This is a genomic window from Polaromonas sp. JS666, assembly GCF_000013865.1.
Classification (GTDB): Bacteria; Pseudomonadota; Gammaproteobacteria; order Burkholderiales; family Burkholderiaceae_C; genus Polaromonas.
The window spans coordinates 2,011,304-2,033,410 of sequence record NC_007948.1 but is presented as its reverse complement, the minus strand read 5'-3'; the positions used below and the strand labels follow the sequence as shown (position 1 = coordinate 2,033,410).

The 22,107-nt window shown below is 63.4% G+C and carries 16 protein-coding genes, 1 tRNA gene and 1 pseudogene; 10 read left to right on the top strand and 8 right to left on the bottom strand.

What is annotated here, in order from left to right:
• Window positions 1-127 precede the first annotated feature (127 nt).
• The 6 genes from BPRO_RS09760 to BPRO_RS09735 all read left to right on the top strand — a co-directional run bounded on the left by BPRO_RS09760 (window position 128) and on the right by BPRO_RS09735 (window position 7,400).
• The gene (locus BPRO_RS09760; RefSeq protein WP_011482894.1) at window positions 128-1,483 is read left to right on the top strand and encodes a GTP cyclohydrolase II; all 1,356 of its coding nucleotides are present in this window, start codon (window positions 128-130) and stop codon (window positions 1,481-1,483) included.
• 27 nt (window positions 1,484-1,510) lie between these two features.
• Entirely contained in the window at window positions 1,511-2,827 is a 1,317-nt protein-coding gene (locus BPRO_RS09755) for a URC4/urg3 family protein (RefSeq protein ID WP_011482893.1), read from the top strand.
• 30 nt (window positions 2,828-2,857) lie between these two features.
• Window positions 2,858-3,499 carry a uracil phosphoribosyltransferase gene (gene upp / locus BPRO_RS09750; protein WP_011482892.1) on the top strand — a complete coding sequence of 214 codons (642 nt, stop codon included), beginning with the start codon at window positions 2,858-2,860 and terminating at the stop codon, window positions 3,497-3,499.
• A 59-nt stretch (window positions 3,500-3,558) separates the two neighbouring features.
• Complete coding sequence (locus tag BPRO_RS09745) at window positions 3,559-4,767, top strand: hypothetical protein (protein ID WP_011482891.1); 1,209 nt, start codon at window positions 3,559-3,561, stop codon at window positions 4,765-4,767.
• On the top strand, window positions 4,764-5,912 hold the full coding sequence (locus BPRO_RS09740) for a HupE/UreJ family protein (protein WP_011482890.1): 1,149 nt from the start codon (window positions 4,764-4,766) through the stop codon (window positions 5,910-5,912). Before BPRO_RS09745 ends, BPRO_RS09740 begins: the two co-directional genes overlap by 4 nt.
• Window positions 5,913-6,122: 210 nt before the next feature.
• The gene (locus BPRO_RS09735; protein ID WP_011482889.1) at window positions 6,123-7,400 is read left to right on the top strand and encodes an amidohydrolase family protein; all 1,278 of its coding nucleotides are present in this window, start codon (window positions 6,123-6,125) and stop codon (window positions 7,398-7,400) included.
• Here the strand turns inward: BPRO_RS09735 and BPRO_RS09730 are convergent.
• Window positions 7,384-8,385 carry a nucleotidyltransferase family protein gene (locus BPRO_RS09730; RefSeq protein WP_049764098.1) on the bottom strand — a complete coding sequence of 334 codons (1,002 nt, stop codon included), beginning with the start codon at window positions 8,383-8,385 and terminating at the stop codon, window positions 7,384-7,386. The genes BPRO_RS09735 and BPRO_RS09730 overlap by 17 nt on opposite strands.
• Before the next feature lie 97 nt (window positions 8,386-8,482).
• On the opposite strand from BPRO_RS09730, the pseudogene BPRO_RS09725 reads away from it, so the two are divergent.
• Window positions 8,483-8,869: pseudogene (locus BPRO_RS09725) on the top strand (amidohydrolase family protein); the annotation flags it as partial.
• A 34-nt stretch (window positions 8,870-8,903) separates the two neighbouring features.
• Here BPRO_RS09725 and BPRO_RS09720 read toward each other — a convergent pair.
• The 4 genes from BPRO_RS09720 to BPRO_RS09705 are packed head-to-tail and all read right to left on the bottom strand — an operon-like array spanning window position 8,904 to window position 11,793.
• The gene (locus BPRO_RS09720) at window positions 8,904-10,235 is read right to left on the bottom strand and encodes an ATP-binding protein (protein ID WP_011482887.1); all 1,332 of its coding nucleotides are present in this window, start codon (window positions 10,233-10,235) and stop codon (window positions 8,904-8,906) included.
• A complete protein-coding gene (locus BPRO_RS09715) occupies window positions 10,232-10,903 on the bottom strand; it encodes a response regulator transcription factor (protein ID WP_011482886.1) in 672 nt (223 codons plus the stop codon). Before BPRO_RS09715 ends, BPRO_RS09720 begins: the two co-directional genes overlap by 4 nt.
• A gap of 25 nt (window positions 10,904-10,928) precedes the next feature.
• Entirely contained in the window at window positions 10,929-11,165 is a 237-nt protein-coding gene (locus BPRO_RS09710) for a PepSY domain-containing protein (RefSeq protein WP_011482885.1), read from the bottom strand.
• Between the two features lie 7 nt (window positions 11,166-11,172).
• Window positions 11,173-11,793: a glycine zipper 2TM domain-containing protein gene (locus BPRO_RS09705; protein ID WP_011482884.1), complete on the bottom strand. Its 621-nt coding sequence runs from the start codon at window positions 11,791-11,793 to the stop codon at window positions 11,173-11,175.
• 152 nt (window positions 11,794-11,945) lie between these two features.
• Between BPRO_RS09705 and BPRO_RS29540 the strand changes: the two genes are divergently transcribed.
• The 3 genes from BPRO_RS29540 (at window position 11,946) to BPRO_RS09695 (ending at window position 14,465) form a co-directional block, all read left to right on the top strand.
• Window positions 11,946-12,314: a hypothetical protein gene (locus BPRO_RS29540; RefSeq protein ID WP_157045771.1), complete on the top strand. Its 369-nt coding sequence runs from the start codon at window positions 11,946-11,948 to the stop codon at window positions 12,312-12,314.
• A gap of 4 nt (window positions 12,315-12,318) precedes the next feature.
• Window positions 12,319-12,392, top strand: a tRNA-Gly gene (locus tag BPRO_RS09700).
• An 84-nt stretch (window positions 12,393-12,476) separates the two neighbouring features.
• Window positions 12,477-14,465, top strand: coding sequence for a site-specific integrase (locus BPRO_RS09695; protein ID WP_011482883.1), 1,989 nt, complete (start codon window positions 12,477-12,479; stop codon window positions 14,463-14,465).
• A gap of 30 nt (window positions 14,466-14,495) precedes the next feature.
• Here BPRO_RS09695 and BPRO_RS09690 read toward each other — a convergent pair whose 3' ends face one another.
• The 3 genes from BPRO_RS09690 to BPRO_RS09680 form a co-directional block, all read right to left on the bottom strand.
• On the bottom strand, window positions 14,496-20,786 hold the full coding sequence (locus BPRO_RS09690; RefSeq protein ID WP_011482882.1) for a DUF4011 domain-containing protein: 6,291 nt from the start codon (window positions 20,784-20,786) through the stop codon (window positions 14,496-14,498).
• 89 nt (window positions 20,787-20,875) lie between these two features.
• Window positions 20,876-21,340, bottom strand: coding sequence for a hypothetical protein (locus tag BPRO_RS09685; RefSeq protein WP_011482881.1), 465 nt, complete (start codon window positions 21,338-21,340; stop codon window positions 20,876-20,878).
• Between the two features lie 24 nt (window positions 21,341-21,364).
• Window positions 21,365-22,051: an SOS response-associated peptidase gene (locus tag BPRO_RS09680; RefSeq protein WP_232291521.1), complete on the bottom strand. Its 687-nt coding sequence runs from the start codon at window positions 22,049-22,051 to the stop codon at window positions 21,365-21,367.
• Between the last annotated feature and the right edge of the window lie 56 nt (window positions 22,052-22,107).

Below are 22,107 nucleotides of genomic sequence, written 5' to 3'. Positions count from 1 at the left end.
TCATCAACGGGATGTTATCGACGCGAGCCACTTCGTGTCATTTGTCGCAATTTAGCGACCGGCAACAAGCGCCGGGCTTGTCAAGCACAACGCCCGTCGCTACATTGGGATTTTGGAAGGACACGCAATGCCCTCTGAAGTTGCCGCGAAATCTGTCGATACCGCGTCCGCGCCAGCCTCATCCCTTGCGCCTTCCGCCCCTTCGTACATTTCGCCCGTTCCCGCTGCTCCTGCCGCTTTCTCCACCTCGCCCCGCCATATCCGCCTGACCTCGCACGCCAGCGGCGAGGGCGCCCTGCCCATCCACTGGGGTGCGGCCAGTGCAGCCGAGCGCGGGCCGGTGGTGGGCACCACCACACGGCGCAGCCACCGCAACGTCATCGGGACGCACAGCGGCTCCTACAGCGTCTACCGCGCGCTGGCCATCGCGTCAGGCGCGCTGTCGCGCCAGCACCGGGCAGACCTCACCAACACCTCGCCCACCGACCTGATCGGCCCGTATCCGCAGTGGAGCGAACCCGGCCGCATCGTGTCACTGGACCCGTGGGGCGCTGCGGTGGCCGACGTGTTTTCGGCCGAGCTGGCCGCCGGCTACGACATCCGTCCAACGATTGCGATCACCAAGGCCCATGTCATCCTGCCCGAAGTCATCGAGGCGCTGCAGTCGGGGCGCCTCAAGGCCGACGGCAAGTACCTGACTGATGGCGGCGCCGCCATGGTCACCAAGGCCGCCATCGAGCCCGTCTGGTATTTGCCCGAGGTAGCCCGGCGCTTTGGCTGCAGCGAAACCGATTTGCGCCGTGTGCTGTTCGAGGAAACCGGCGGCATGTACCCCGAGCTCGTCACCCGCAGCGACCTGGAGGTGTTTTTACCGTCCATCGGTGGGCAGACGGTCTACATCTTCGGCAACCCGCAAGACCTGGCCAACCCCGCGATCGAGCTGACCGCCCGGGTGCATGACGAATGCAACGGCTCGGACGTGTTTGGCTCGGACATCTGCACCTGCCGCCCTTACCTCACCCACGCCATCGAGGAGTGCATCCAGGGTGCGCAACGCGGCGGCGTGGGCCTGGTGGCCTATTCACGCAAGGAAGGCCGGGCGCTCGGCGAGGTCACCAAGTTCCTGGTCTACAACGCGCGCAAACGCCAGGTGGGCGGCGACACCGCCGACCAGTACTTTGCCCGCACCGAATGCGTGGCGGGCGTGCAGGACATGCGTTTTCAGGAGCTCATGCCCGATGTGCTGAGCTGGCTGGGCGTGCGCAAGATTCACCGCCTGGTGTCCATGAGCAACATGAAGTTCGATGCCATCATCAAGGCCGGCATCGAGATCGGCGAGCGCGTGAATATTCCGGACGCGCTGATCCCCGAAGATGCGCGCGTGGAAATGGATGCCAAGATGGCCGCGGGCTATTTCACGCCGGGGCCGGTGCCCGACGCCGAAGAGCTCAAAAAGGCCAAGGGACGGGAACTTGATACCTGAGCCCCTGATTTCACGGACACATCAGCCATGAAAAAAATAGCTGGTGACGCCCAACTGCTGTCGGCTGCGGCCGAACTACGGTCTACAGAAACGATACGGACGCGGGCCCGGGGCCTGCTCGAACGAGCACGCCGCGGCGAGTCGGCCTGGTTCACCGTCAACGACGGGGCGCTGGACACGGCCGCCGTGTTGGTCGCCGAACTGACCCGCGCCCGCTACCCCGATCTGAAGATTCCGTACCACAGCCGGTGGCGGCATTTTGAAGCTGGCGGCGTGGACCGGACCGGTCAGTTAAACGCGGCGCTGGCACAGGTTTCGGCGGCCGAACGGGCACGCGCCCAGATCGACCTGGCCCTGGTCAGCGTGCTGCTGGATGCCGGCGCCGGCCCCGACTGGACCTACCGGGAGCCCGCGCAGGCGGAACACCCCGGGCACGAATACAGCCGGTCGGAAGGTTTGGGCGTGGCCAGCTTCCACGCCTTCATGGCGGGCCTGTTTTCCAGTGACCCATCGCGACCCTTGCAGGCGGATGCCCAGGGTCTGCAAGCCGTCACGGCCGAACGGCTGGGCCAGGCCTTCCAGGTCACGGCGAGCAACCCGCTGGTGGGCCTGGAGGGGCGTGCGGCCCTGCTGCGCCGTCTCGGGCAGGCGCTGCAGGACCAACCCGCCGTGTTTGGCCGGCCCGCTCGCCCCGGCCATCTGTTCGACATGCTGGTCAACAAGTCGCCTCAGCCTGCGCCTGCGGAACAAAGCGCTCAGGAGGCGCAGCCCACCATCCTCGCGCATGAACTGCTGTCCGTGCTGTTGACGGCGCTGGCGCCCATCTGGCCCGCGCAGAACGCCATTGAAAACATCGCACTGGGAGACTGCTGGCGCCACGTTGCCGCGTGCAGCGGCAGCGTAGCCAAGGGCGCGGCGGCCAGCCTCACCGACGGCTGGATGCCGTTTCACAAACTGTCGCAGTGGCTCGCCTATTCGCTGCTGGAGCCGTTTGAATGGGCCGGCATTCGTGTGCAAGGGCTGGACGCCTTGACCGGGCTGCCCGAATACCGCAACGGCGGCCTGTTCCTGGACGCTGGCGTGCTGCGCCTGAAAGACCCCTCGCAGGCGGACCAGCTGCACGCGGCCAGTGATGAGCTGATTGTGGAGTGGCGCGCGCTGACTGTCGCCCTGCTGGACGAACTGGCACCACTGGTTCGCGAGCAGTTAGGATTGACCGCTGAGCAGATGCCGCTGGCCTGCGTGCTCGAGGGTGGCACCTGGGCCGCCGGGCGGGCACTGGCACAGCAACTGCACGGCGGCAAGCCGCCCCTGAACATCCAGAGCGACGGCACCGTTTTTTGAACACCGCTTTTGAATAAAGCACATCGCAACATGACCACTCGCAACGACAAAGTCCACGTCATTGACCATCCGCTCGTGCAGCACAAGCTCACGCTGATGCGGCGCAAGGACGCCTCCACCAACACCTTTCGCACGCTGCTCAACGAGTTGAGCATGCTGATGGCCTACGAGGTCACGCGCGACATGCCGATGCAGGAGATCGAAATCGAAACGCCGCTGGAAACAACGACGTCCCGGGTGATCGATGGCAAAAAGCTGGTCTTCGTCTCCATCCTGCGTGCCGGCAACGGCATCCTGGAAGGCATGCTCAGCGTGGTGCCAGGCGCGCGCGTCGGCCACGTGGGCCTGTACCGCGACCCCAAAACGCTGACCGCGGTCGAGTACTACTTCAAGATGCCGCACGACATGCAGGAACGCGACGTCGTCATCGTCGATCCGATGCTGGCCACCGGCAATTCCGCCATTGCGGCCGTCGACCGGCTCAAGGAACTCAACCCGAAGTCCATCAAGTTCGTCTGCCTGCTGACCTGCCCGGAAGGCATTGCCGCCCTGCAAAAAGCCCACCCCGACGTGGCCATCTACACCGCGGCCATCGACCGCCAGCTCAACGACCACGGCTACATCCTGCCCGGTCTGGGTGACGCGGGCGACCGGATCTTCGGCACCAAGTAGCCGTCAGGCAATCGCTAGCAATCGCCAGGCAACCGGTAGGCAGCCGCTACACTCCCCGCATGTTTTTACCTACGTATGCACGGCGCGCCGCCGGCGCCGCGCTGCTGGGCCTTGCCAGCCTGCTTTGTCCGGCCATTCAGGCCGCCCCCTATACCCCCGCCAGTGATTCAGAAGTCGTCGAGCGCCTGCCCGGCCGGGCCAGCGACCCGGCGCTCAGGCGTGTCGAGTCGCTGCGCCGGCAACTCGCTGCCCGCCCGGACGACGCCACCCTGCGGGTAGAAATCGCGCGGCGCTATTTCGACATGGCCATGGCCGAGGGCGACCCGCGCTACGTGGGTTACGCCTCCGCGACGATCGCTCCGCTGGCCTCGCCGGCTGCGGCCGGGTCCGGCTACTGGCTGCTGCATGGGCTGATCCAGCAATACAGCCACAACTTCGAAGGCGCTCTGGCCAGCCTGGCCAAAGCCAGCCAGCTGGACCCCGCCTCGCCCGAGCCCCTGTCGTGGCGGGCCGCCGTCTTCATGGTGCAGGCGCGCTACGCCGAAGCCCTGGCCGACTGCGAGCGGCTGACGCCGCTGGCCGAGCCGCTGCTAGGTGCGGGCTGCATCGCCTACGTCCGGGCCACCACAGGCCAGCTCGAGGCCGCCTTCGGGCAACTGGCCGCCGCTGGCAAGGCCGCACCGCAAACCTCCCCTGAATTGCTGCTGTGGCTTGACACCCGGCTGGCGGAAATGGCGTGGCGGCTGCAGCGTCACGACGCCGCGGAGGGCTACTTCCGGGATGCGCTCAAGCAAGGCATCACCGACCAGTTTCTGCTGGGAGCCTATGCGGATTTCCTGCTGGCACACCAGCGACCGGCAGAGGTGCTGAAGCTGCTGGCGGGCTGGGAACGTTCCGACGTCCTGCTGCTGCGGCTGGCGCTGGCGGGCGCTTCGGCGGGCGACACACGCGCAGGCGACTGGGCCGGGCAGCTACGCGATCGCTTCCAGGCCGCGGCGCAGCGTGGCGACCGCCTGCACGAGCAAGAGGCGGCACGCTTCGAGCTAGACATCGAACACAACGCCGCCAAGGCGCTGGAACTGGCGGCCCGCAACTACCAGGTCCAGAAAGAGCCGCGCGATGCCGGCATCCTGCTGCGTGCCGCGCTCGCCGCCGGCCAGGCCAAGGCCGCGCAGCCCGCCCTCGACTGGTTGCGCACCAGCCGCTACGAAGATCCGGCATTTGACAAACTCGCCACGCAGCTGGCCGCCCAGGGAGCCACACGATGAAGCGCGGCCTTGTGAAGCGCTTCCTTGTACTGCTGGCCGCCCTGCTCCTGCAAGTCTTGCAAGGCACGGCCTGGGCCCACAAGCCCAGCGACAGCTACCTGACCCTGCGCGCCGCCTCTGGCAGCAGCGATATTGCCGTGCGCTGGGACATCGCCCTGCGCGACCTCGACTACGTGCTGCAGCTCGACCGCGACGGCAATGGCGAACTGACCTGGGGCGAAGTCAGGCAGCGCAGCGACGAGATCACGCGGCTGGCCACCAGCCGGCTGGAGCTCACCGTGGCCGACAAGCCCTGCGCTTGGGTCACCAGCGGCCCGCTCGCGCTCGACAAACACAGCGACGGCACCTACGCCGTGCTCAGCCTCACCGCGCAGTGCGCCAGCCTCACCAGCGCCCTCAAGGCGCGCTATTCCCTGCTGTTCGATGTAGACCCTTCCCACCGCGGCCTGGTGCAATGGATAGCGCCCGGCGCCGAAAGCGCCCAGGCGCTGGTCTTCGGCACCGACTCGGCCGAGCAGGCACTGGCGCTGCAACCCGCCGGTGCCTGGCAGACCCTGCGCCAGTACCTGCTCGATGGTGTCTGGCATATCTGGATCGGCTATGACCATATCCTGTTCCTGCTGGCGCTGCTGCTACCGTCCGTACTGATGCGGCGCCAGGGTCAATGGGAACCCGCCCCTCGGCTGAGCGGCGCTGTCAAAGAGGTGGTCAAGGTGGTCACGGCCTTCACGCTGGCCCATTCCATCACGCTGAGCCTGGCGGCGCTGCAGATCATCAGCCTGCCTACGCGGCTGGTGGAGTCGGCCATCGCCGCCTCGGTGGTCGTGGCGGCGCTGAACAATTTGCGCGGCACGATTGAGGGCCGGCGCTGGGTGATGGCCTTCGTGTTTGGCCTGCTCCATGGCTTCGGTTTTGCCTCGGTGCTGGCCGACCTGGGCCTGCCGCAAAACGCCCTGGTGCTGGCGCTGGTCGGCTTCAATGCCGGCGTGGAAGTGGGCCAGCTGGCCATCGTCGCCGTGTTTTTGCCGCTGGCGTTCTGGCTGCGCGCCACCCGGTTCTACCGCGTGGGCGTGCTCAAGGTCGGCTCGCTGCTGGTGGCCTTGCTCGCGAGCTGGTGGCTGGTGCAAAGGCTGTTTGATCTGTAGTATTGTTTTTCGGCTATGCATTCTCTTTCTGCGACGATTGCCAAGGTCGATCACGGACCCGGCGATGGCGCAGACGCTGAGGAGACCCTGCCTCGAGGGTGAGGGTGAAGCCGGCACGGTGTGGCGTGCTGGCTGGCAGCAGCGCTCCCGTTCCACTGACCACTGACCACTGACCACTGACCACTGACGCATTCCATCCGCGGAGGTTTCATGCTCGATTTACTGATCACCAACGCGACGTTGCCCGACGGCCGAACCAACATGTCTATTGCCGTGCAGGGCGGCCGCATCACCGCGGTGGAGCCTGGCCTCAGCGCCCCCGCCCATGAAACGGTAGATGCAGGCGGTTACCTGCTCAGCCCGCATTTTGTGGACCCGCACTTCCACATGGACGCCACCCTCAGCTACGGCCTGCCGCGCGTCAACGAAAGCGGCACACTGCTCGAAGGCATCGCCGTGTGGGGCGAGCTGAAACCCACACTCACGGCCGACGCCATCATTGAACGCGCCCTCACCTACTGCGACTGGGCCGTCGCCAAGGGCCTGCTGGCCATACGCAGCCATGTGGACACCAGCGACCCCAGCCTGCTGGCCGTGGACGCGCTGCTGGAGGTCAAGAAACAAGTCGCGCCCTACATCGACCTGCAACTCGTCGCCTTCCCGCAAGACGGCGTACTGCGCACAAAAGGCGGTGTGGACAACCTCAAGCGCGCGCTGGACAGGGGCGTGGACGTGGTCGGCGGCATCCCCCACTTTGAGCGTACTTCTGAACAGGGTGCCGCCAGCGTAAAGCTGCTCTGCGAAATCGCCGCCGAGCGCGACCTGCTGACAGACATGCACTGCGATGAGTCCGACGACCCCCTCTCGCGCCACATCGAAACCCTGGCCTTTGAAACCCAGCGACTGGGCCTGCAGGGCCGCGTCAACGGCTCGCACTGCACCTCCATGCACAGCATGGACAACTACTACGTGAGCAAGTTGATTCCGCTAATAGCCGAGTCTCAAGTCAGCGTCATCGCCAACCCACTCATCAACATCACCCTGCAAGGCCGCCACGACACCTACCCCAAGCGCCGAGGCATGACCCGCGTGCCCGAACTCATGGCCGCAGGCGTCAACGTCGCCTTCGGCCACGACTGCGTGATGGACCCCTGGTACGGCATGGGCAGCGGCGACATGTTGGAGGTGGCCCACATGGGCCTGCATGTGGCGCAGATGACGAGCCAGAAAGGCATTCGCGCGTGCTTCGACGCGGTGACGACCACGGCTGCGAAGGTGATGCACCTGCAGGGCTACGGACTGGAAGTGGGTTGCGATGCGAGCTTTGTGCTGCTGCAGGCGCGAGACACGGTGGAAGCGATTCGGTTGCGGGCGAATCGGTTGAAGGTATGGAAGAAGGGAACGCTGCTGGCCGAGACGCCAGCGGCCACGGCGCAGTTGCGGATGCCACTGCGATCACCGGCAACCAGCTTTATGCCTTCCCGATAGTGGCTTCACTGCCCGCAGAGTCGTTGGCCAGATCTTTTGCCAGGTGCGGCAGGTACTCCCGAACCAGCGTTTCCACCATGTCCGCCTGCGCCAGGTCCTTGGCTTTCTTGAGGGGCTCGCGATTGATATCTTTGGAAAGCTGGCGCTTGATCCGGGCAAAGTCCAGTGGATGCACAGTGCGCATGCGCGCCATGGCCCCATTCACGCCGACCACGACCTGATCGAAGCGGGGCACAGACAACAGCTTTTGCCCCATGGACGCGCGAACAGGCCACAGGTCCCCTTCTTCAGGCGTCAGCTGAAGCGGGTGCTCCAATGTGTCCTCCGGGTCCGGCGGAAAGCGGCGGATGAGGTCAATCTCGTAGCCTGAGGCGTTGCGCGCGGTGGAGTTGTCAAGCTCATCACGCTCGAAGGTCTTGTCGACCTTCTTCAGGATGCCCAGGAATGACATCTTGCGGTCCTTCATCACTTCCATGAAGGCCGCCTTCCTGGCGGTGTCGAAAAGCAGGTCAGCGTCCTGGGTAGCCATCACGTCGCTCGGAAGGCGCACGCCCGCGGCGGTCTCGTAAGCAAACAGTGCGTGGGTTCCCACCACAAGAAAGTGCTCGGACACCCCATAGCGCATCATCGCGTTAAGCACCTCGATCAGAATATCCGGCGTCCGACCCACGCGCAACGCCTTGTTCATGCGCCTGTATTCCTCAGCTTTGCCTCGCAGAGTCTTGAGCCGGGCCTCGACCTCAATCTTTCTTTGGGTGAACCGCTCATACTTCAACTCGTTCTCGGGTGAAGCGGGTCCGTGAGACCGCTGCCTGGAGTGAGCCGAGAGCGAAATAAGGTAGCGCCCGCCATCCTGCTCCCGCCAGAACATCGAGCCCCGGTGGCGAATAGCCTCCGCCTCCGCCTGCTCCAGCGCGGAGAAAAGCATCTCGGCATCGATGAGTTGCCGTTTTTGCTGCTCGTTCAGCTCATAAAAGGAGTTCAAGGGCGTCTTCAATGTAAATATTGATTTGTAAATTTTACCTTGAAGACATTGAATTTCAAGGTAAATCTATGGAATTCTATTTTTACCTTGAAGAAGTCTGGCCGCTGGCGTCAACGTCGCCTTCGGCCACGACTGCGTGATGGACCCGTGGTACGGCATGGGCTCGGGCGACATGCTGGAGGTGGCGCACATGGGCCTGCATGTGGCGCAGATGACGAGCCAGAAAGGCATTCGCCAATGCTTCGACGCGGTGACGACCAATGCGGCGAAGGTGATGCACCTGCAAGGCTATGGGCTGGAGGTGGGATGCGATGCGAGCTTTGTGCTGCTGCAGGCGCGGGACCCGGTGGAGGCGATTCGGTTGCGGGCGAATCGGTTGAAGGTCTGGAAGAAGGGCAAACTGGTGGCAGAGACAGCGGAGGTGGTGGCGAGCTTGACAGTCGCAAACCGACCCACCAAGACCGCCTTCTTCAAGGCAAATTAAGAACTTCCAGCCTTCACCTTGAAAAGCATGCCTCTCAAGCCACCGGCAACACGATGTCGACCCGCCCGCCGCCCATCGAGCCGCGTGTGAGCTTCAGTTCCCCCTGGTGGCTGGCCACCAGGTCGCTCACCACGGCCAGCCCGACGCCGTGCCCGGGCACGCGCTCGTCCCCCCGCACGTGGAGCCGCAGGACGGACTCGGTGTCGCTGAACCCGGGGCCATCGTCCTCGATGCGGATGCACAAGCGCCCGGCTTCGCGCCACACCCGCACCCCGACCCGGCTGCGCGCCCACTTGGCCGCGTTATCCAGCAGGTTGCCCATCATCTCGAACAAGTCGCCCTCGTCGATGCGCCAGGCCAGGTCGGCCGGGCACTCGACGCTGAAGTCCAACGCCTTCTCGGCATGCACCTTGGCCAGCGCGTCGCGAATACGCTCCAGGATCGGCGCCACCAGAAGCGGCGGCGCAAAGCGCGCGGCGCCCCCGGCGATGGCGCGCCCCAGCTGGTGCTGCACGATGTCGTCCATGCGGCTCACCTGCTGGGCCACGGTGGCCGGCAGTTGCGCCGGCTCGGCCAGGGCGCTGCGCAGCACGGCCAGCGGAGTCTTCAGGCTGTGGGCCAAAAAGCTCAGTGCGTCGCGATGCCGGGCCTGGCGCTCGCGCTCCTGCTGGATCAGGGTGTTCAGGTTGTCCGTGAGGCCCGAGATTTCGGTGGGGTAGCGGCCCTCAATGCGCGATTGCTCGCCCTCTTCGATACGCCGGATCTCGCTGGCCACGTGCCGCAGCGGCGCCAGGCCCCATCGCAACAGCCACAGCTGGGCCAGCAACAGCAGCACGGCGGCGCCGCCCAGCCAGAGCCACAGGGTGCGGGTAAAGGCGCCGACCTCGCGGTCGAAGGCCGCGCGGTCTTCCAGCACTGTGAGCACCAGCGGTACCTCACGCGAGGAGGCCTTCCAGGTGACGGCATAGCTGACCGACAGGAAGGACCCGCCGGTCCCGTCCACCGTCTCGTTGCGCCATTGACCGGGTTGCAGGCTGCGCCGAAAGGGTGGCTGAAAGCCCAGGGTCGAGGCCGACTGCCACTGCTCCCCCCGCAACACGTTATGGATACCCGCGTACAGGCCGGAACCCGGCAGCGACAGGCGCGGCTCGGCAAACTCCGGCGGCATCACCAGCGCACCGCCGACATCGAGTTCGGCAGCAGCCAGTAGCAGGTAGATAGTGCTCTGCAGCCGGCCGAAGTGGACCGTGCGCACACTGTCCTCATGGGCGCGCTGCACCGCCAGCCCGGCGCCGGCCATAAAGGCCAGCAGTACCAGCGCAGCCCCCAGAAGCAGGCGGGCACGGATGGAATAGCTGGCTCTCATTCCAGGGTGAACCGGTAGCCACGCCCTCGCACGGTCTCGATCGGGCCGAGGCTGCCGTCCGGGTCGAGCTTGCGCCGCAGCCGACCCACCAGCACCTCCAGCACGTTGCTGTCGCGGTCTTCCCCGTGCGGGTACAGGTAGTCCGACAGCGCCTGCTTGGTGACGATGCCCGGGCGCTGGCGCACCAGATACTCGAGCAGGCGGTACTCGAACGCCGTGAGCTCCAACGCCGCGCCATTGAGCCGCGCCGCCTGCGCCGACAGGTCAATGCTGAGGGGGCCGAGCGTCAGCACGTCAGAGGCAGTCTTGAGCGAGCGCCGCAACAAGGCCTTGAGCCGCGCCGCCAGCTCCGGGTATTCGAAAGGCTTGACCAGGTAGTCGTCGGCCCCGGCCTCCAGCCCCACAACCTTGTCTTGCCAGCTGCCGCGTGCGGTGAGGATCAGGATGGGTATGGCACGCCCCTCCTGGCGCAGGCGCTGCACGATGGTCAGCCCGTTCAGCTTGGGCAGCCCCAGGTCGACGATGACCAGGTCGACCGGGTACTCGCGCGCCAGGAACAGGCCCTCTTCGCCGTCCTTGGCCTGGTCGACCCGGTAGCCATCGGCCTCCAGCTGGCGGGCCAGTGTGAGCCGCAGCGCGGCATCGTCCTCGATCAGTAACAGGCGCATGGGTTAAAGCTGCCGCAGGCCGGCCCTATCGGACCTGGCCGGTGGCGACGTCCACCTGGATCACGCGGACCTCACCAGCCGGCGTGACCACCTTGACGCGCCATACCGGCTGGCCCGAAGACTCGGACTTTTCGACGGACAGCACGCGGCCGCCACTGGCCCGCTGGGCCGCCGCGGCCGCGTCGTCGCGGCTCAGGTCGGCCCAGGCCAGGCTGGACGCCACCAGCAAGGTGGCGCAGAGCAGTTTGGCAAATGCGTTCATCGTGCGTTCATCGGTTGTAAGCACCATAGTACTCGCGACCGCCACGGTCATCGCGCCGGCCCTGGTATTCGCGTGCGCCCTGGAGCTCGCGCCCCACCGACGCCACCGGCTCCACCGGGGCCACCGAGACGCGCACGGGCAAGGTGCGGCCCGGGTTCTCGCGGGTCACCGTGCTGTAGACCTGACCGCGGTACTCGTACTCGACCTGGTAGCCCGTCAGGCGGGACTGCACGTCGTTGACGGTGTTGCAGGTTTGCACCTGGCGCTGCTGCGGCTGCGCTGCCTGCTGGTAGCCACCACCCCAGCCGTTCTGGTTGGCAAAGTGCTCGCCGGCCAGCGCGCCGACCACGGCACCGAGCGCGGTGGCGGCTTCGCGGCCGTGCCCCTTGCCGACCTGGTTGCCCAGCACGGCGCCGGCCACACCGCCAACCGCCAGCCCGCCGTAATTGCGCGAAGCCGCCACGGGTTGCTGCTCGGTCACCCACTGGCTGGTGCACTCGTTGCGCGGCACGGAGACGTTCTCGTACTGTGGGTTGACATTGCGCACGCGGGCCGTGTCGTTGAAGGTCTGGGCCTGGGCGCCCGCTGCCAGCAGCGTGGTCAGGCAAAGAATGGCAGAACGTTTCATGAAGAGGCTCCTTGGTTGATATGTAGAGCAGAGCTTACAAAGAGGCAGGTGAACGCAAGCTGAACGAAATCGATAAAAGGTTCTTCGCAACACCTACCCCAAGCGCCGCGGCATGACCCGTGTACCCGAGCTGATGGCCGCCGGCGCCAACGATGAGCTGGCCCAAGCTAAATCCTTGCAATCCCAATGCTGTACATGGTTCGCAAGGCTGGTGGATGGGTCAGCACGAACGCTGCACATGGGGCAAAAGTGGATCGGCACCAACAAGCTTGGCGGCGCGCACATCGAAGAACATGCCCGATATACTCCTATCTGTGATTCGGCTGCATTCACGGCAGGTCGATCCAGTGAGGCGGCGGCGTAAGATTTCAAAAAACCACGCCAAAACCTACGCTGATGGCGTAAGTGTTATTGATGAAATCTTGGGCGCAGATGGGAATGGTCACCAGCCTCATAACCCAAATTCAATGATTAAAATCAAGCACTTACAGAGAAAATCCATTGAGAATCAATGGAAGTGAATATGCGGGTGTAGTTCAATGGCAGAACGGCAGCTTCCCAAGCTTCATACGAGGGTTCGATTCCCTTCACCCGCTCCATAGTTTCGTAAGCTATTGATCTTGCTTATGATTCTGTGAGGCTGACACGCCGCTTGCAGGTCTACTACGAAAGTGGGGACCAAAGTGTCGGGAGCTCAGTACCTATATCGCCGCGACAGCGGCACTTACTATATTCGCCTTTGCGTGCCAGCGCGTTTGAAGGTGGCGGTCGGCAAAGGTGAAATCCATCGAACCACGGGCTGCCGGGATTACCGGCTTGCCAAGATCGTGGCAGCCGAACTTGCCGCACACTGGCACCGGGCGATTCAAGCGCTGGAACGCATGGACATCTCGAAGATCAAGGCCGGATCCATCAAGCTGCTTGGTGACGGTTACATCCCGTTAACCGATGCGGCTGAGGCGTTAGGCACCACCCCCTCATCTCTTGCCCAACGGCTTACCATCCGCCAGGCTCATTTCTTTGTCGAGGCGAACGACTGGCTCGGCTGGGCGGTAGAAGACATCCACGAGTCTCTGGAGCACATCCAGGACGAGCTTGGACAGGTCGAGGTCGTCATCGATGCGAACAAGATGGGCGGGCCGGCAGCACAGCGTCGGTTCAGTGGCCTGCTCCGGATCCGCTTTCCTGAAGAAGTGATCGCGATGGTGCGCACCAATCAACCGGCTGGACTGTGTCAGTTCCTGCTGTGGCCATCCCCCGATCGTGGTTTTGTATGCGACCTACCAGGCCAGCCGGTTGACAGCCAGATGTTGCAGATCCGCCGGATCGATGTTGAGGCCATGCGCCTGGACCTGGCGGCACAGCTCACCCCGGATATGCTGGCCTCGGCACATCCAACCCTGCCCCAGCCGGACACAACGACCACCCTACCCACGCCTTCAACGGGTATGACCTTTTTGGTGTTCCGCGATGAATATTTGAAACGCAACGCGGGCTTCTGGAAGGCCGACCAGGTGCGCCGACGCCAGGACCAGTTTGAGGCATTTCTTGAACTGATGGGGGATCTTCAACTCGCCAAAATAGACCGGGCCACGATACGGACATTTTCAGACGAGATCGCAAAAATTCCCGATGAGCGACATAACGTTCGCCGTAAATTCAAGCGCCCCGACGCAGACTATCAAGAATTGATCGAGCTGGCCGAAAAACACAACTTGCCCAGGTTAACGGTCTCTGCTCAGCAACGGATGCTCGATGGAATTTCGGAAATTTTCGCGTGGGCTGAACGAGAAACGCTAATCACCAGCAATCCAGCCAAGGGGCTCGGCGGTGAACTGAAAAAACGCTCAGGAAGCACCAAGGTCAAAGCGCATGAGCAACGCGACCCGCTCTCCGACGTGGACCTTCAGAAGATATTTTCTGCAGTCTGGTTCACCACGGGAAGCGGCCTAAAAACTGCCAAAGGCAAGTTCTACACCTACAGGCCGCATTACTTCTGGCTGCCCTTGCTCGCCATCTATCACGGTGGGCGACTGAATGAGCTGTCACAACTCTACCTCGACGACATCAAGACAAGTGAAAGCGGCGTTCCTTATCTCGACTTTAATTTGTTGGGCGAAGACAAGATGGACGTCGACGAAGCAGACCGGAGCGCCGCCACCGACAAGTCATTAAAAACAGTGAGTTCGCAGCGCGTAGTCCCCATGCACAAGCACCTGGTGGACCTGGGCTTCCGGGAATATGTGAGTGCATTGCGGGACGCCGGCTACAAGCGACTTTTCCCGGAGTTGCGTTTTAACAAGGCTAAGGGCTACGGCAAGGCGGCCGGGAGCTGGTTCAACGAGCGTTTTCTCGGCAAAGAACTCGGTATCCCAAGAAATGGACGTAAGACGTTTCATTCGATGCGCCACAACTTTGCCACAGCACTGGGCGCCACTGCTACGCCTACCACCATAAAGTCTGACCTAATGGGACATTCCCGCGGGCTTGCACTGGTAGAGGCCCGCTACGACAAGGGAGGAGATTTGCTTGAGCGAAAAAAAGTCATTGACGCAATTCAATACGCCTTGCCGCCCATTGCCCACTTCAATATCAAAGACGGAATCCAGGCGATCAAGGACGCATTGAAGACAAAGGAATCCCACAAAAAAACGAAGAGGTATCCGTCCTGAAAGGCCGCCGCCGTCAAGGCCTGCGGGTGGTCATGCCAGCAGTTCCTCTTGTCGCTGAACTTTGAGGACGCGCAGTTGTCTGTTCTTCTGTCCGGCTACCTCTAACTCGCCCACGTCTCCCGGCGAAAGCCCGAGAAGCGCCTGTGCCAGCGGAGTCTCCTCGTTGACGATGCCCATCTTGGCGTTGCTCGGGCTGTCCACAATGAGGACGCAGTGCCTGTCGTTCGGTTCGTTTACCAGGCAGTACGTGACGCGGTCCCCGACTTCCACGAACAGGTCTTCGTTTCCACCTGCTACGGCCGACAGGACCTCGGCCAACTCTTCCGAAACCTTTTCCACCGCCTCGTTTTCCGCCTCGAAGTCCTCTTCCTCCCATGTCCCCGGATCCTCAGCCGCGCTCAGGCGGCGGCGTTCTTCAAGGAAGTTTCTGAGGCGTTCCATTTCCCTGCGCGGGTTGTAGAACCAGTCGGTTGACCAGATGCGATGGATGCGTCCCCGCCATCCGAGCGACTCGAGAATCTCCTGGCGGATACGGTCGCGATCGCGGACCGAGAAGCCGCTGTGGTAGGTCGCCCCATCGCACTCGATGCCTGCCAGGAATTCGCCGGGCCGGTCTGGGTTGCGCACCGCCATGTCAATGAAGAACCCCGCGACGCCCAATTGTGGCTTGACCCCATAGCCCATGGCCGTGACCACGTTGGCCACCGACACCTCGAAATCGCTGTCCGGATCGCGCTCGCCTTCGTCCGTCGTGACCAGCACGCCTCGCTTGGCGAAGTCGAGATAGTCACGTAGCGCCTTGGTGCCGAGCGGGGTGCGTTCGTCGACGACGATGTCCTCCGGTGCCATGGACGTGAAGAGTTCGATGCGGCGTTTGGAACGAGTGAAAAGCACGTTGAGACGGCGCCAGCCGTCCGGCCGGCTTATGGGCCCAAAGTTTTGGCGGACCTTGTCCGTGCCGGGGGCCTTGCCGAACGTGGTGGAGATGAAGATTACGTCACGTTCGTCGCCTTGCACGTTCTCGAGGTTTTTAACGAAAAATGGCCAGCCCTCGGTCTCCCAGCGGCCCATGAAGTCCGCCCCTTCCGCGAAGGTCTTGAATTTCTTGTCGAGCAGTTCTTCGATGAGTTCGCGCTGGGTCTGGTTCAGGGTCACCACGCCAAGCGATTCGTCGGGACGCTTGATCATGTGTTCGAGGACGGCGTCGACCAGACGCTGGGCCTCGGGCACGTTCTGCCTGTCCTTGTACGAGCCGCCCCTGACGTAACGGTACTTCACCCCGAGGCCAGGATTCTTGGCATAGGGTGATGGGAAGACGATCAGGTTCTTGTAGAAGTGGTGGTTTGAGAACGCGATGAGGGATTCGTGGTGCGAGCGGTAGTGCCAGCGAAGGCTCCGCACAGGCGTGAACAACTGTTGGCAAATGTCCAGAATGCTCTCCATGCCGCTGATGGCGGCCGGTGCCTCGTCTTCGTCCTCGTCGTCCCCCGAGTCGAGCATGCGATCGAAGAAGCTAGTAGGCGGTAGCTGCTTGGGATCGCCAACCACGACCAGTTGAGAGCCGCGGGCGACGGCGCCGAGGGCTTCCTCCGGCCGCAGTTGGGACGCCTCGTCCATGACGACCAAATCGAACTTTAGGGCGCCCTGCTCAAGATACTGGGCCACGGACAGCGGCCCCATCATGAAGCAGGGTTTGAGTTCTTGCAGGGCGTTCCCTGCGCGTTTCACTAACTGGCGGATCGGAATGTGCCTGCGCTGCTTGTTGATTTCCCGGCGTAGCAGGTGCATGTCCGTGAAGTCTCCGACTGTCGTCCCGCGTTGGCCTTCGGGCACGCGCGTGCGCTTTTCGATTTGGCTGGCGAAGTCCTTGCCTGTCAGCGACACGATTTCGGCGTCGAGCGCCCTGTAGTCAGAACGCGTCTTCTCGTGGGCGGAACCATTGAACCTAGAAAGTTCGGGGAAGGCCTGATAGGCGGAACGCCCGATGGACTGGTAACCCGCCAATTCAAAGGCCGAGGCTAGAGCCACTGAAGGCATCCGTCCGGACTCTAGAGCGGACACGAAGTCGGCCAGCCCCTCCTGCCGCGCCTGCTGCCGGAGCGAGAGATATTTCGACCATGGCAGGACCGATCCCGGGGATTCCGCCACGGCCTTCAGCCGGGCCGCCATTTCGGAAGGCAGGTCGCGTCCGGAGCCGGTTCTCACCTGTTTCTGCCACTCTTCCCACGAGAAGGAGCCGTAGGACGTGAGGCTTTCCATATGCTGCCTCGCGCCACTGCAGCCGCGATCAATCGCGCCGTAAAGTCGTTTGGATGCATCCAGCGCTTCCCGGGCGCCTTCCGACAGCAGGCGCCGGCGCACCTCCATCGGAAGTTCGAGCACGCACACGGCGTTGCCCCATCCGTGGGTCTGCGAAAGGCGGTCTAGGTTTGTGTCGGCGCCTTGGAAGACGTCCCCCAGCATCCGGCACACCTCGACCGATACGGCGAAGCGCTCTAGGATGGAGCGGGCCTCGGACTCTTCGGCAGACGCCGCGAAAACCTCGTCTACCGAGGCCCCGCCTCTGGCAAACGGTGCAAGCTTTTCGAGGATGTTCCTAGCGGCCGCCGCGTCTTCCTTGGCGAATTCGATCAGCGCGGTCCAACCGTCGAAACGGTTCCATGCGGGAAGGGAGGCCACGGCCGACCATGCGCCGTCGAGTCCGGATTTGGCTTTGGCGAACGCCTCGGCTACGGACAGGGGAGGATTCTCCCCGGTGAAAACGAGTGCCTGTAATGCCGTTTCCGCGGCGAGCGACGCCTGGGCGGAGATGGCGAAAACGGCATCGGACCAGCGGCCTCCGGCCAGGTCGGCCAGCCAGCCCAGTTCCTCCCCGCCTGCGTCCCGCAGAGTCTTCTCGCCGCACATCAATAGCGCCAGATCGGACGCGGCCGCGTCAAGTTCGGATCGGGCCTCCATAAGACGCAGGGCATCCTTCGGTGAGAGGTTCGACTCGGCTCGGGCCGCGAAGAATCCCGAGACGGTCCCGAGGCTCTCCACCGCCTTGCCAAGCAACTCCAAGCCCTCGTCCCATCCGCGCCCCTTGGCCTCGCGAAATCCGACAACGCCGGCTCCGAGGATTTCCCTCACGGCCGCCTCTGCGCCGGCCAACCTTTCGGCGTCGGCCCGGACTGAAGCGGCTTTGGCGGCTAGTTCGGAAATCCGGTCGGAAGGGATGGTTGTCAGGTCGACTCTATCGGTAAGGCCGGGGCATTCGACCAAAGCAGCTCGGCTGGCCAGATACCAGTCGTTGAGCCGGGCGATCCTGTCGGGATCGGTTTCCATGCCTCGGAACAGCCCGCCGAAACACTCCTTGAGTTCGGGAGATGCGACGAAGGACTCCCGTGCCTCGATCCACGAAACTAGGCCGACCAACTCATTGGCGCGCTGCCTACCGGAAACCTTGCGCTTTTCCTTGGAGAGACCCGCATGCAGTTTTTTTGCCTTGCGCCACTCCCCGTCGAAAAATGCGAAGAAGCCTTCCTTGCGCCGCAGGGCAGCCACTGCGGATTTGATTTCCGCGGGGGGCGGCAGGGCATCGAGGTAGAACAGAGGAGCGAACACTACTTTGCCGTCCCGTTCGACGGCGAGCGCGGAGCGGATCTTTCCGACTAGTTCACCCGCACGCGCGTGGCCGAAGGACGATCGGCGGTAATCAAGCAGATCGCCTGGGGCGTCCGCGGCGACCTTGGCGAGGGCCGCGGCCTCTGCCACTGCTCGTTCGGTGCGGTCGAAGGATATTCCGAGTCGTTCGGTGGCTTGGCGGCAGCGTGCCAGAGCGTCGGCACAGGCCGAAGTCTCGGCTTCCAGAAGCGATTTGAGCCGCTCGATTTCGGCCGTAGGCTTTTCGGCAAGTGGCCGCGCGGCGAGGCGCTGGGCTTCGGCCAGCACCGCGGCGTCGATCGGTGTTTTATTTGTGAGGCCGGGGAGACCGTCGGGATCGGCAAGCCTCGCGACGGAATCCGGCGTGGAATCGAAGTCCAGGCCGCGGCGTGCCGCAATGGCGCCGACCCGCACGGCGGCTTCGGAAATAATTTTGGCCGTTGCGAGAACCGCCGACGCGCGGTCGGCTATGGAGCGCACCAGGAACGGGGCCAACCTCGACGCCGGGGCTTTCCCACAGTTCGAGAGGAACGCTTCCAATGCGGTTTTGCCCGCAGGTCCATAGGGGGCTGCGGCGGAAAGAGCCGATGCCTCGAAAACATCAATGGCCTTCTCGAGCCTAGACGTTGTTTCCAGTGCGTCGCCGATGTCGGCGGCGAGCACTGCGGAGGACAGATTCCGCTTCTCGGCGAGTCTCCGCGCCTCCTCCGTTTCTTCCAAAGGGAGTCTTTCGCCGTCGGCCAGCACGCGGGCAGCGGACTCGAAAAGCCTCCTGGTTTTGGTCACGCCGGAGGCCACGTCCGAGAGCAGTCGCGAACTGCGCTGCCCCTTCGGGTCGGACTCTGCGTCGAACATTCGGGCCAGCAGAGCCGGATCGGCGCCTTCAGGCACTGGGGGTGCAAGGTCCAGCGCCACCCTGGTCTTGCCAGCAGCGGCGGTGTCCGGCTGTTCCGTGAATCCGAAGAACTCAACAGCCTCGTCGGCTGCCGCGTCGGCGCTGCGGGCGTGCGCCAAGGCCTGTTGCACTGTTCTGGCAATCGTCTCGTCGTCCGAAGGGGCCAGGGGATTGGGCCGGAAACCCCACCAGGGATGGACGGAGTCGAACCGTCCGGTCGCGTCGTAAAGCTCCGCGAGCCCAGCGAGCCGGGACCTGCGGGACTCGATGTCGTCGTGCGTCCACTGTGACGCGTCGGGGAAGCCGATGGCGTTGACCTCGGCGGAAAGCTCGCCAAGATCCTGTCTGCGTCGCTCGGCAGCCCAGAACACCTCGTTGACCGTCAGCCCCAAAGCATTGCCGACGCGGCTGCCCATCAGTTCGGCGTAGCGGCCAAGTTCGGTCTTCTGCCGCTGAAGCGTCGCGAGCTTGGCCTGGAATTGGGCCGGGGCGGGAAAGCGCTCCTCGATGCGGGCTTGGACGTCCTCGAGGAACTTCTTCTTCTGCGTCTTGTGTGAATGCAATTCGAGGCAGAAGTGACCGAGGCCGGCGTGGTTTAGGCGGTGCCGTACAACTTCGAGGGCGGCCAGCTTCTCGGATACGAACAGGACCTTCTTGCCCTTGGAAAGGGCCGCCGCGATGATGTTCGTAATGGTCTGGGACTTACCGGTGCCCGGTGGCCCGTTGACCACGAGGTTCTTGCCCGAGAGGACGTCGATGATCGCGCTGTGCTGGGACGAGTCGGCGTCATAGATGAGCGGCTGCGCGGCCTCAGGTCGCTCATCGATTCGGTAGTCCTCGGCGTGCAGTCCGCCGTCCCCGCCCCCGCCGGATGCCCCGGAGAAGACGGACTTGATCAACTTGTGATCCGTGAGGCCAGGATTCTTCTTTGTGTCCAAATCGGCCCATATCGCCAGCTTGCCAAAGGAGAGCATGCCGAGCGTGATCTGGCGCCGAACCTTCCATCGGCGCTTGTTTCTTATCGCCTGCTCGATGCGACCGAAATAGGTTTCCGGCTCGTCCTCCTCGCCGAACTCGGGGATGGAAAGCATGAAGTCGCGGCGCAGTTTCTCGCGTAGGGTGTGGTTCTCGGCTAAATCCTCGCCGTTGTGCTGAACGGTGTACTGGTAGGTGCGCGTTTCTTTGTCGATTTCTCCCCGGACAAGTTGGGCCGGTAGCGACAGGAGCGGAGCGAGCATCGGGCGCTCCGAGTCCTCGCTATCGTAGAACTCGAGAAAACCGAAAACGAGGAATAGCATGTTGGAGCCGGTTTCCTCGACGGCCGTCTTGGCCTCGCTGGCTATCTTGCGCAGTTGGCGTTCCAGATCGGCCGGGTAGAGCAAGGTCTGCATCCCGTGGAGCCGGCGCCCGTTGGGACCGTCCGGATTTGGTGCCAACTCGAACGAAGTCGAAATACCAACGCGGGGGGCGTAAAGCCGCGCCTCAGGTCGCCTGCCCTCGTAGGTGTCGGGCGGCGGCTCGGGCACGTACTTGAAGGGGACGCCCCTGCCGTCAATGTAGAGGCGGTCGAACACCAAGTCGACATTCGGCGCCTCGGCGATCTGGACGCACCGCCCCTTGGGGTGCCGGTAGTTGAGCAGGCGGTTCCGAGCAGACAGATCCAGCAGGCGCGTCCTGAGCCTCTCTATCGCATCACCGACGGTTATACCCCCCGAAAAAAGCTCTCCTACGAGAGCGTCCGCGTCGTTGGCTTGGTATTCACCGTTTGTTTTTTCGTTTTCCATGTCCCACCCTGTCTTGCCGACATTCCTGATTCCAGAATGGTAACCGGCAACCTCTTCGCCACCGTTCGATGTACGTATGGCGAGGTTTTCTATGGGTTGATGGAATCGTCCAGCGGACCGTAGGTGCTTTGTTGGTCGGCGATGTCGTCATAGGCCGGATGGAACCCGTCACCGGCCATGTCGGCCTTTAGCTTCGCCTGACGGGCCTGCAACTTCGCGGTGTTTACTACGGCTGGCGTGCCAGGTAGCTTGCACAGCCAGCGAGCGGCGTGGGTCTCGGTTTTTGACTTCGCAGTCTGCCGCCTGGCCACAACGACTTGGCCCTCAAGCACCATGCTGTGGCTGTTCATCAGGATGCGGTCGACATAGAGGAGCGGGGGCAGCAACTCATTGCGCGTGCCTGGCTCATAGAGGCGTGCTTCGCGCGCGTTGTCCCAGGGCGAATTCGGGAATCGCTTAGCAATGATCAGATCGCCGCGGCGGCCGCGATTCAGGGCGCTGACCGGATCAGCGTCGGGGCCAGGTGGCCCAAGGTCGTAAACGTCATAAATCACTGGTTTAATATACAGTGATTCTGACTAGAATAATCCTTCTCCCGAGGTCACAACCTGGGTATTTCGCGCTGCGCCAGGCAGAGGGATGTTCTTGGCCCCGTCGACGGCGCCGTGCCTGAAAATCTCCAGCGGCGGCACCTGGATCAGGGCTTCAGCCTGCTCGATGCTACCGTTCAGCCACTCGTCCCAGCGGTCCCGTTCGATGGGCACCACGGCCCGCTTGTCCTGCTTATCTGCCGGCAGCACCCCCTTGGTGGTCTTGTCCACCTCGGGTTTGTGCATCAGCGCGAGCAGCGGGTGGCCGTCGCAGTTTTGCGTGATCATGGTGTAGCTGGGCACGATGTCTCCGGTTTCCGGCTCTGTCCACTCGGCATAAAGCCCGGCCAAGGCCCACAGCTCGCCATCGGCACGTTGGAACTGCCACGCGATGCTCTTGGCACTGCCCGGTGGGTAGTAGGGCTCCTGAAAGCTCTCGGCCGGGATCAGGCAGCGCTGACCGACCAGCCACGGCCCCTTGAAGGTGTTGGCGACAGCCAGGCCCTCACGCCGCGCGTTGTTGGTGCTCAGCCGCGTGCCATTGGGCGCAGTAGGAACGCGAATCTTGCAGCCCGGCGGGATCATGCCCCACTGACCCACTGTGATGTCACCATTGCCGCGCATGTAGGGCCCTGGCTTGAGCGGCGCAACGTAGCTGCCCCATAAGCCCTTCATGTTGGGTGTGCCCAAGCGATGGTAATCTGGAGGCACGTAAAGGTTGCACATGGCGT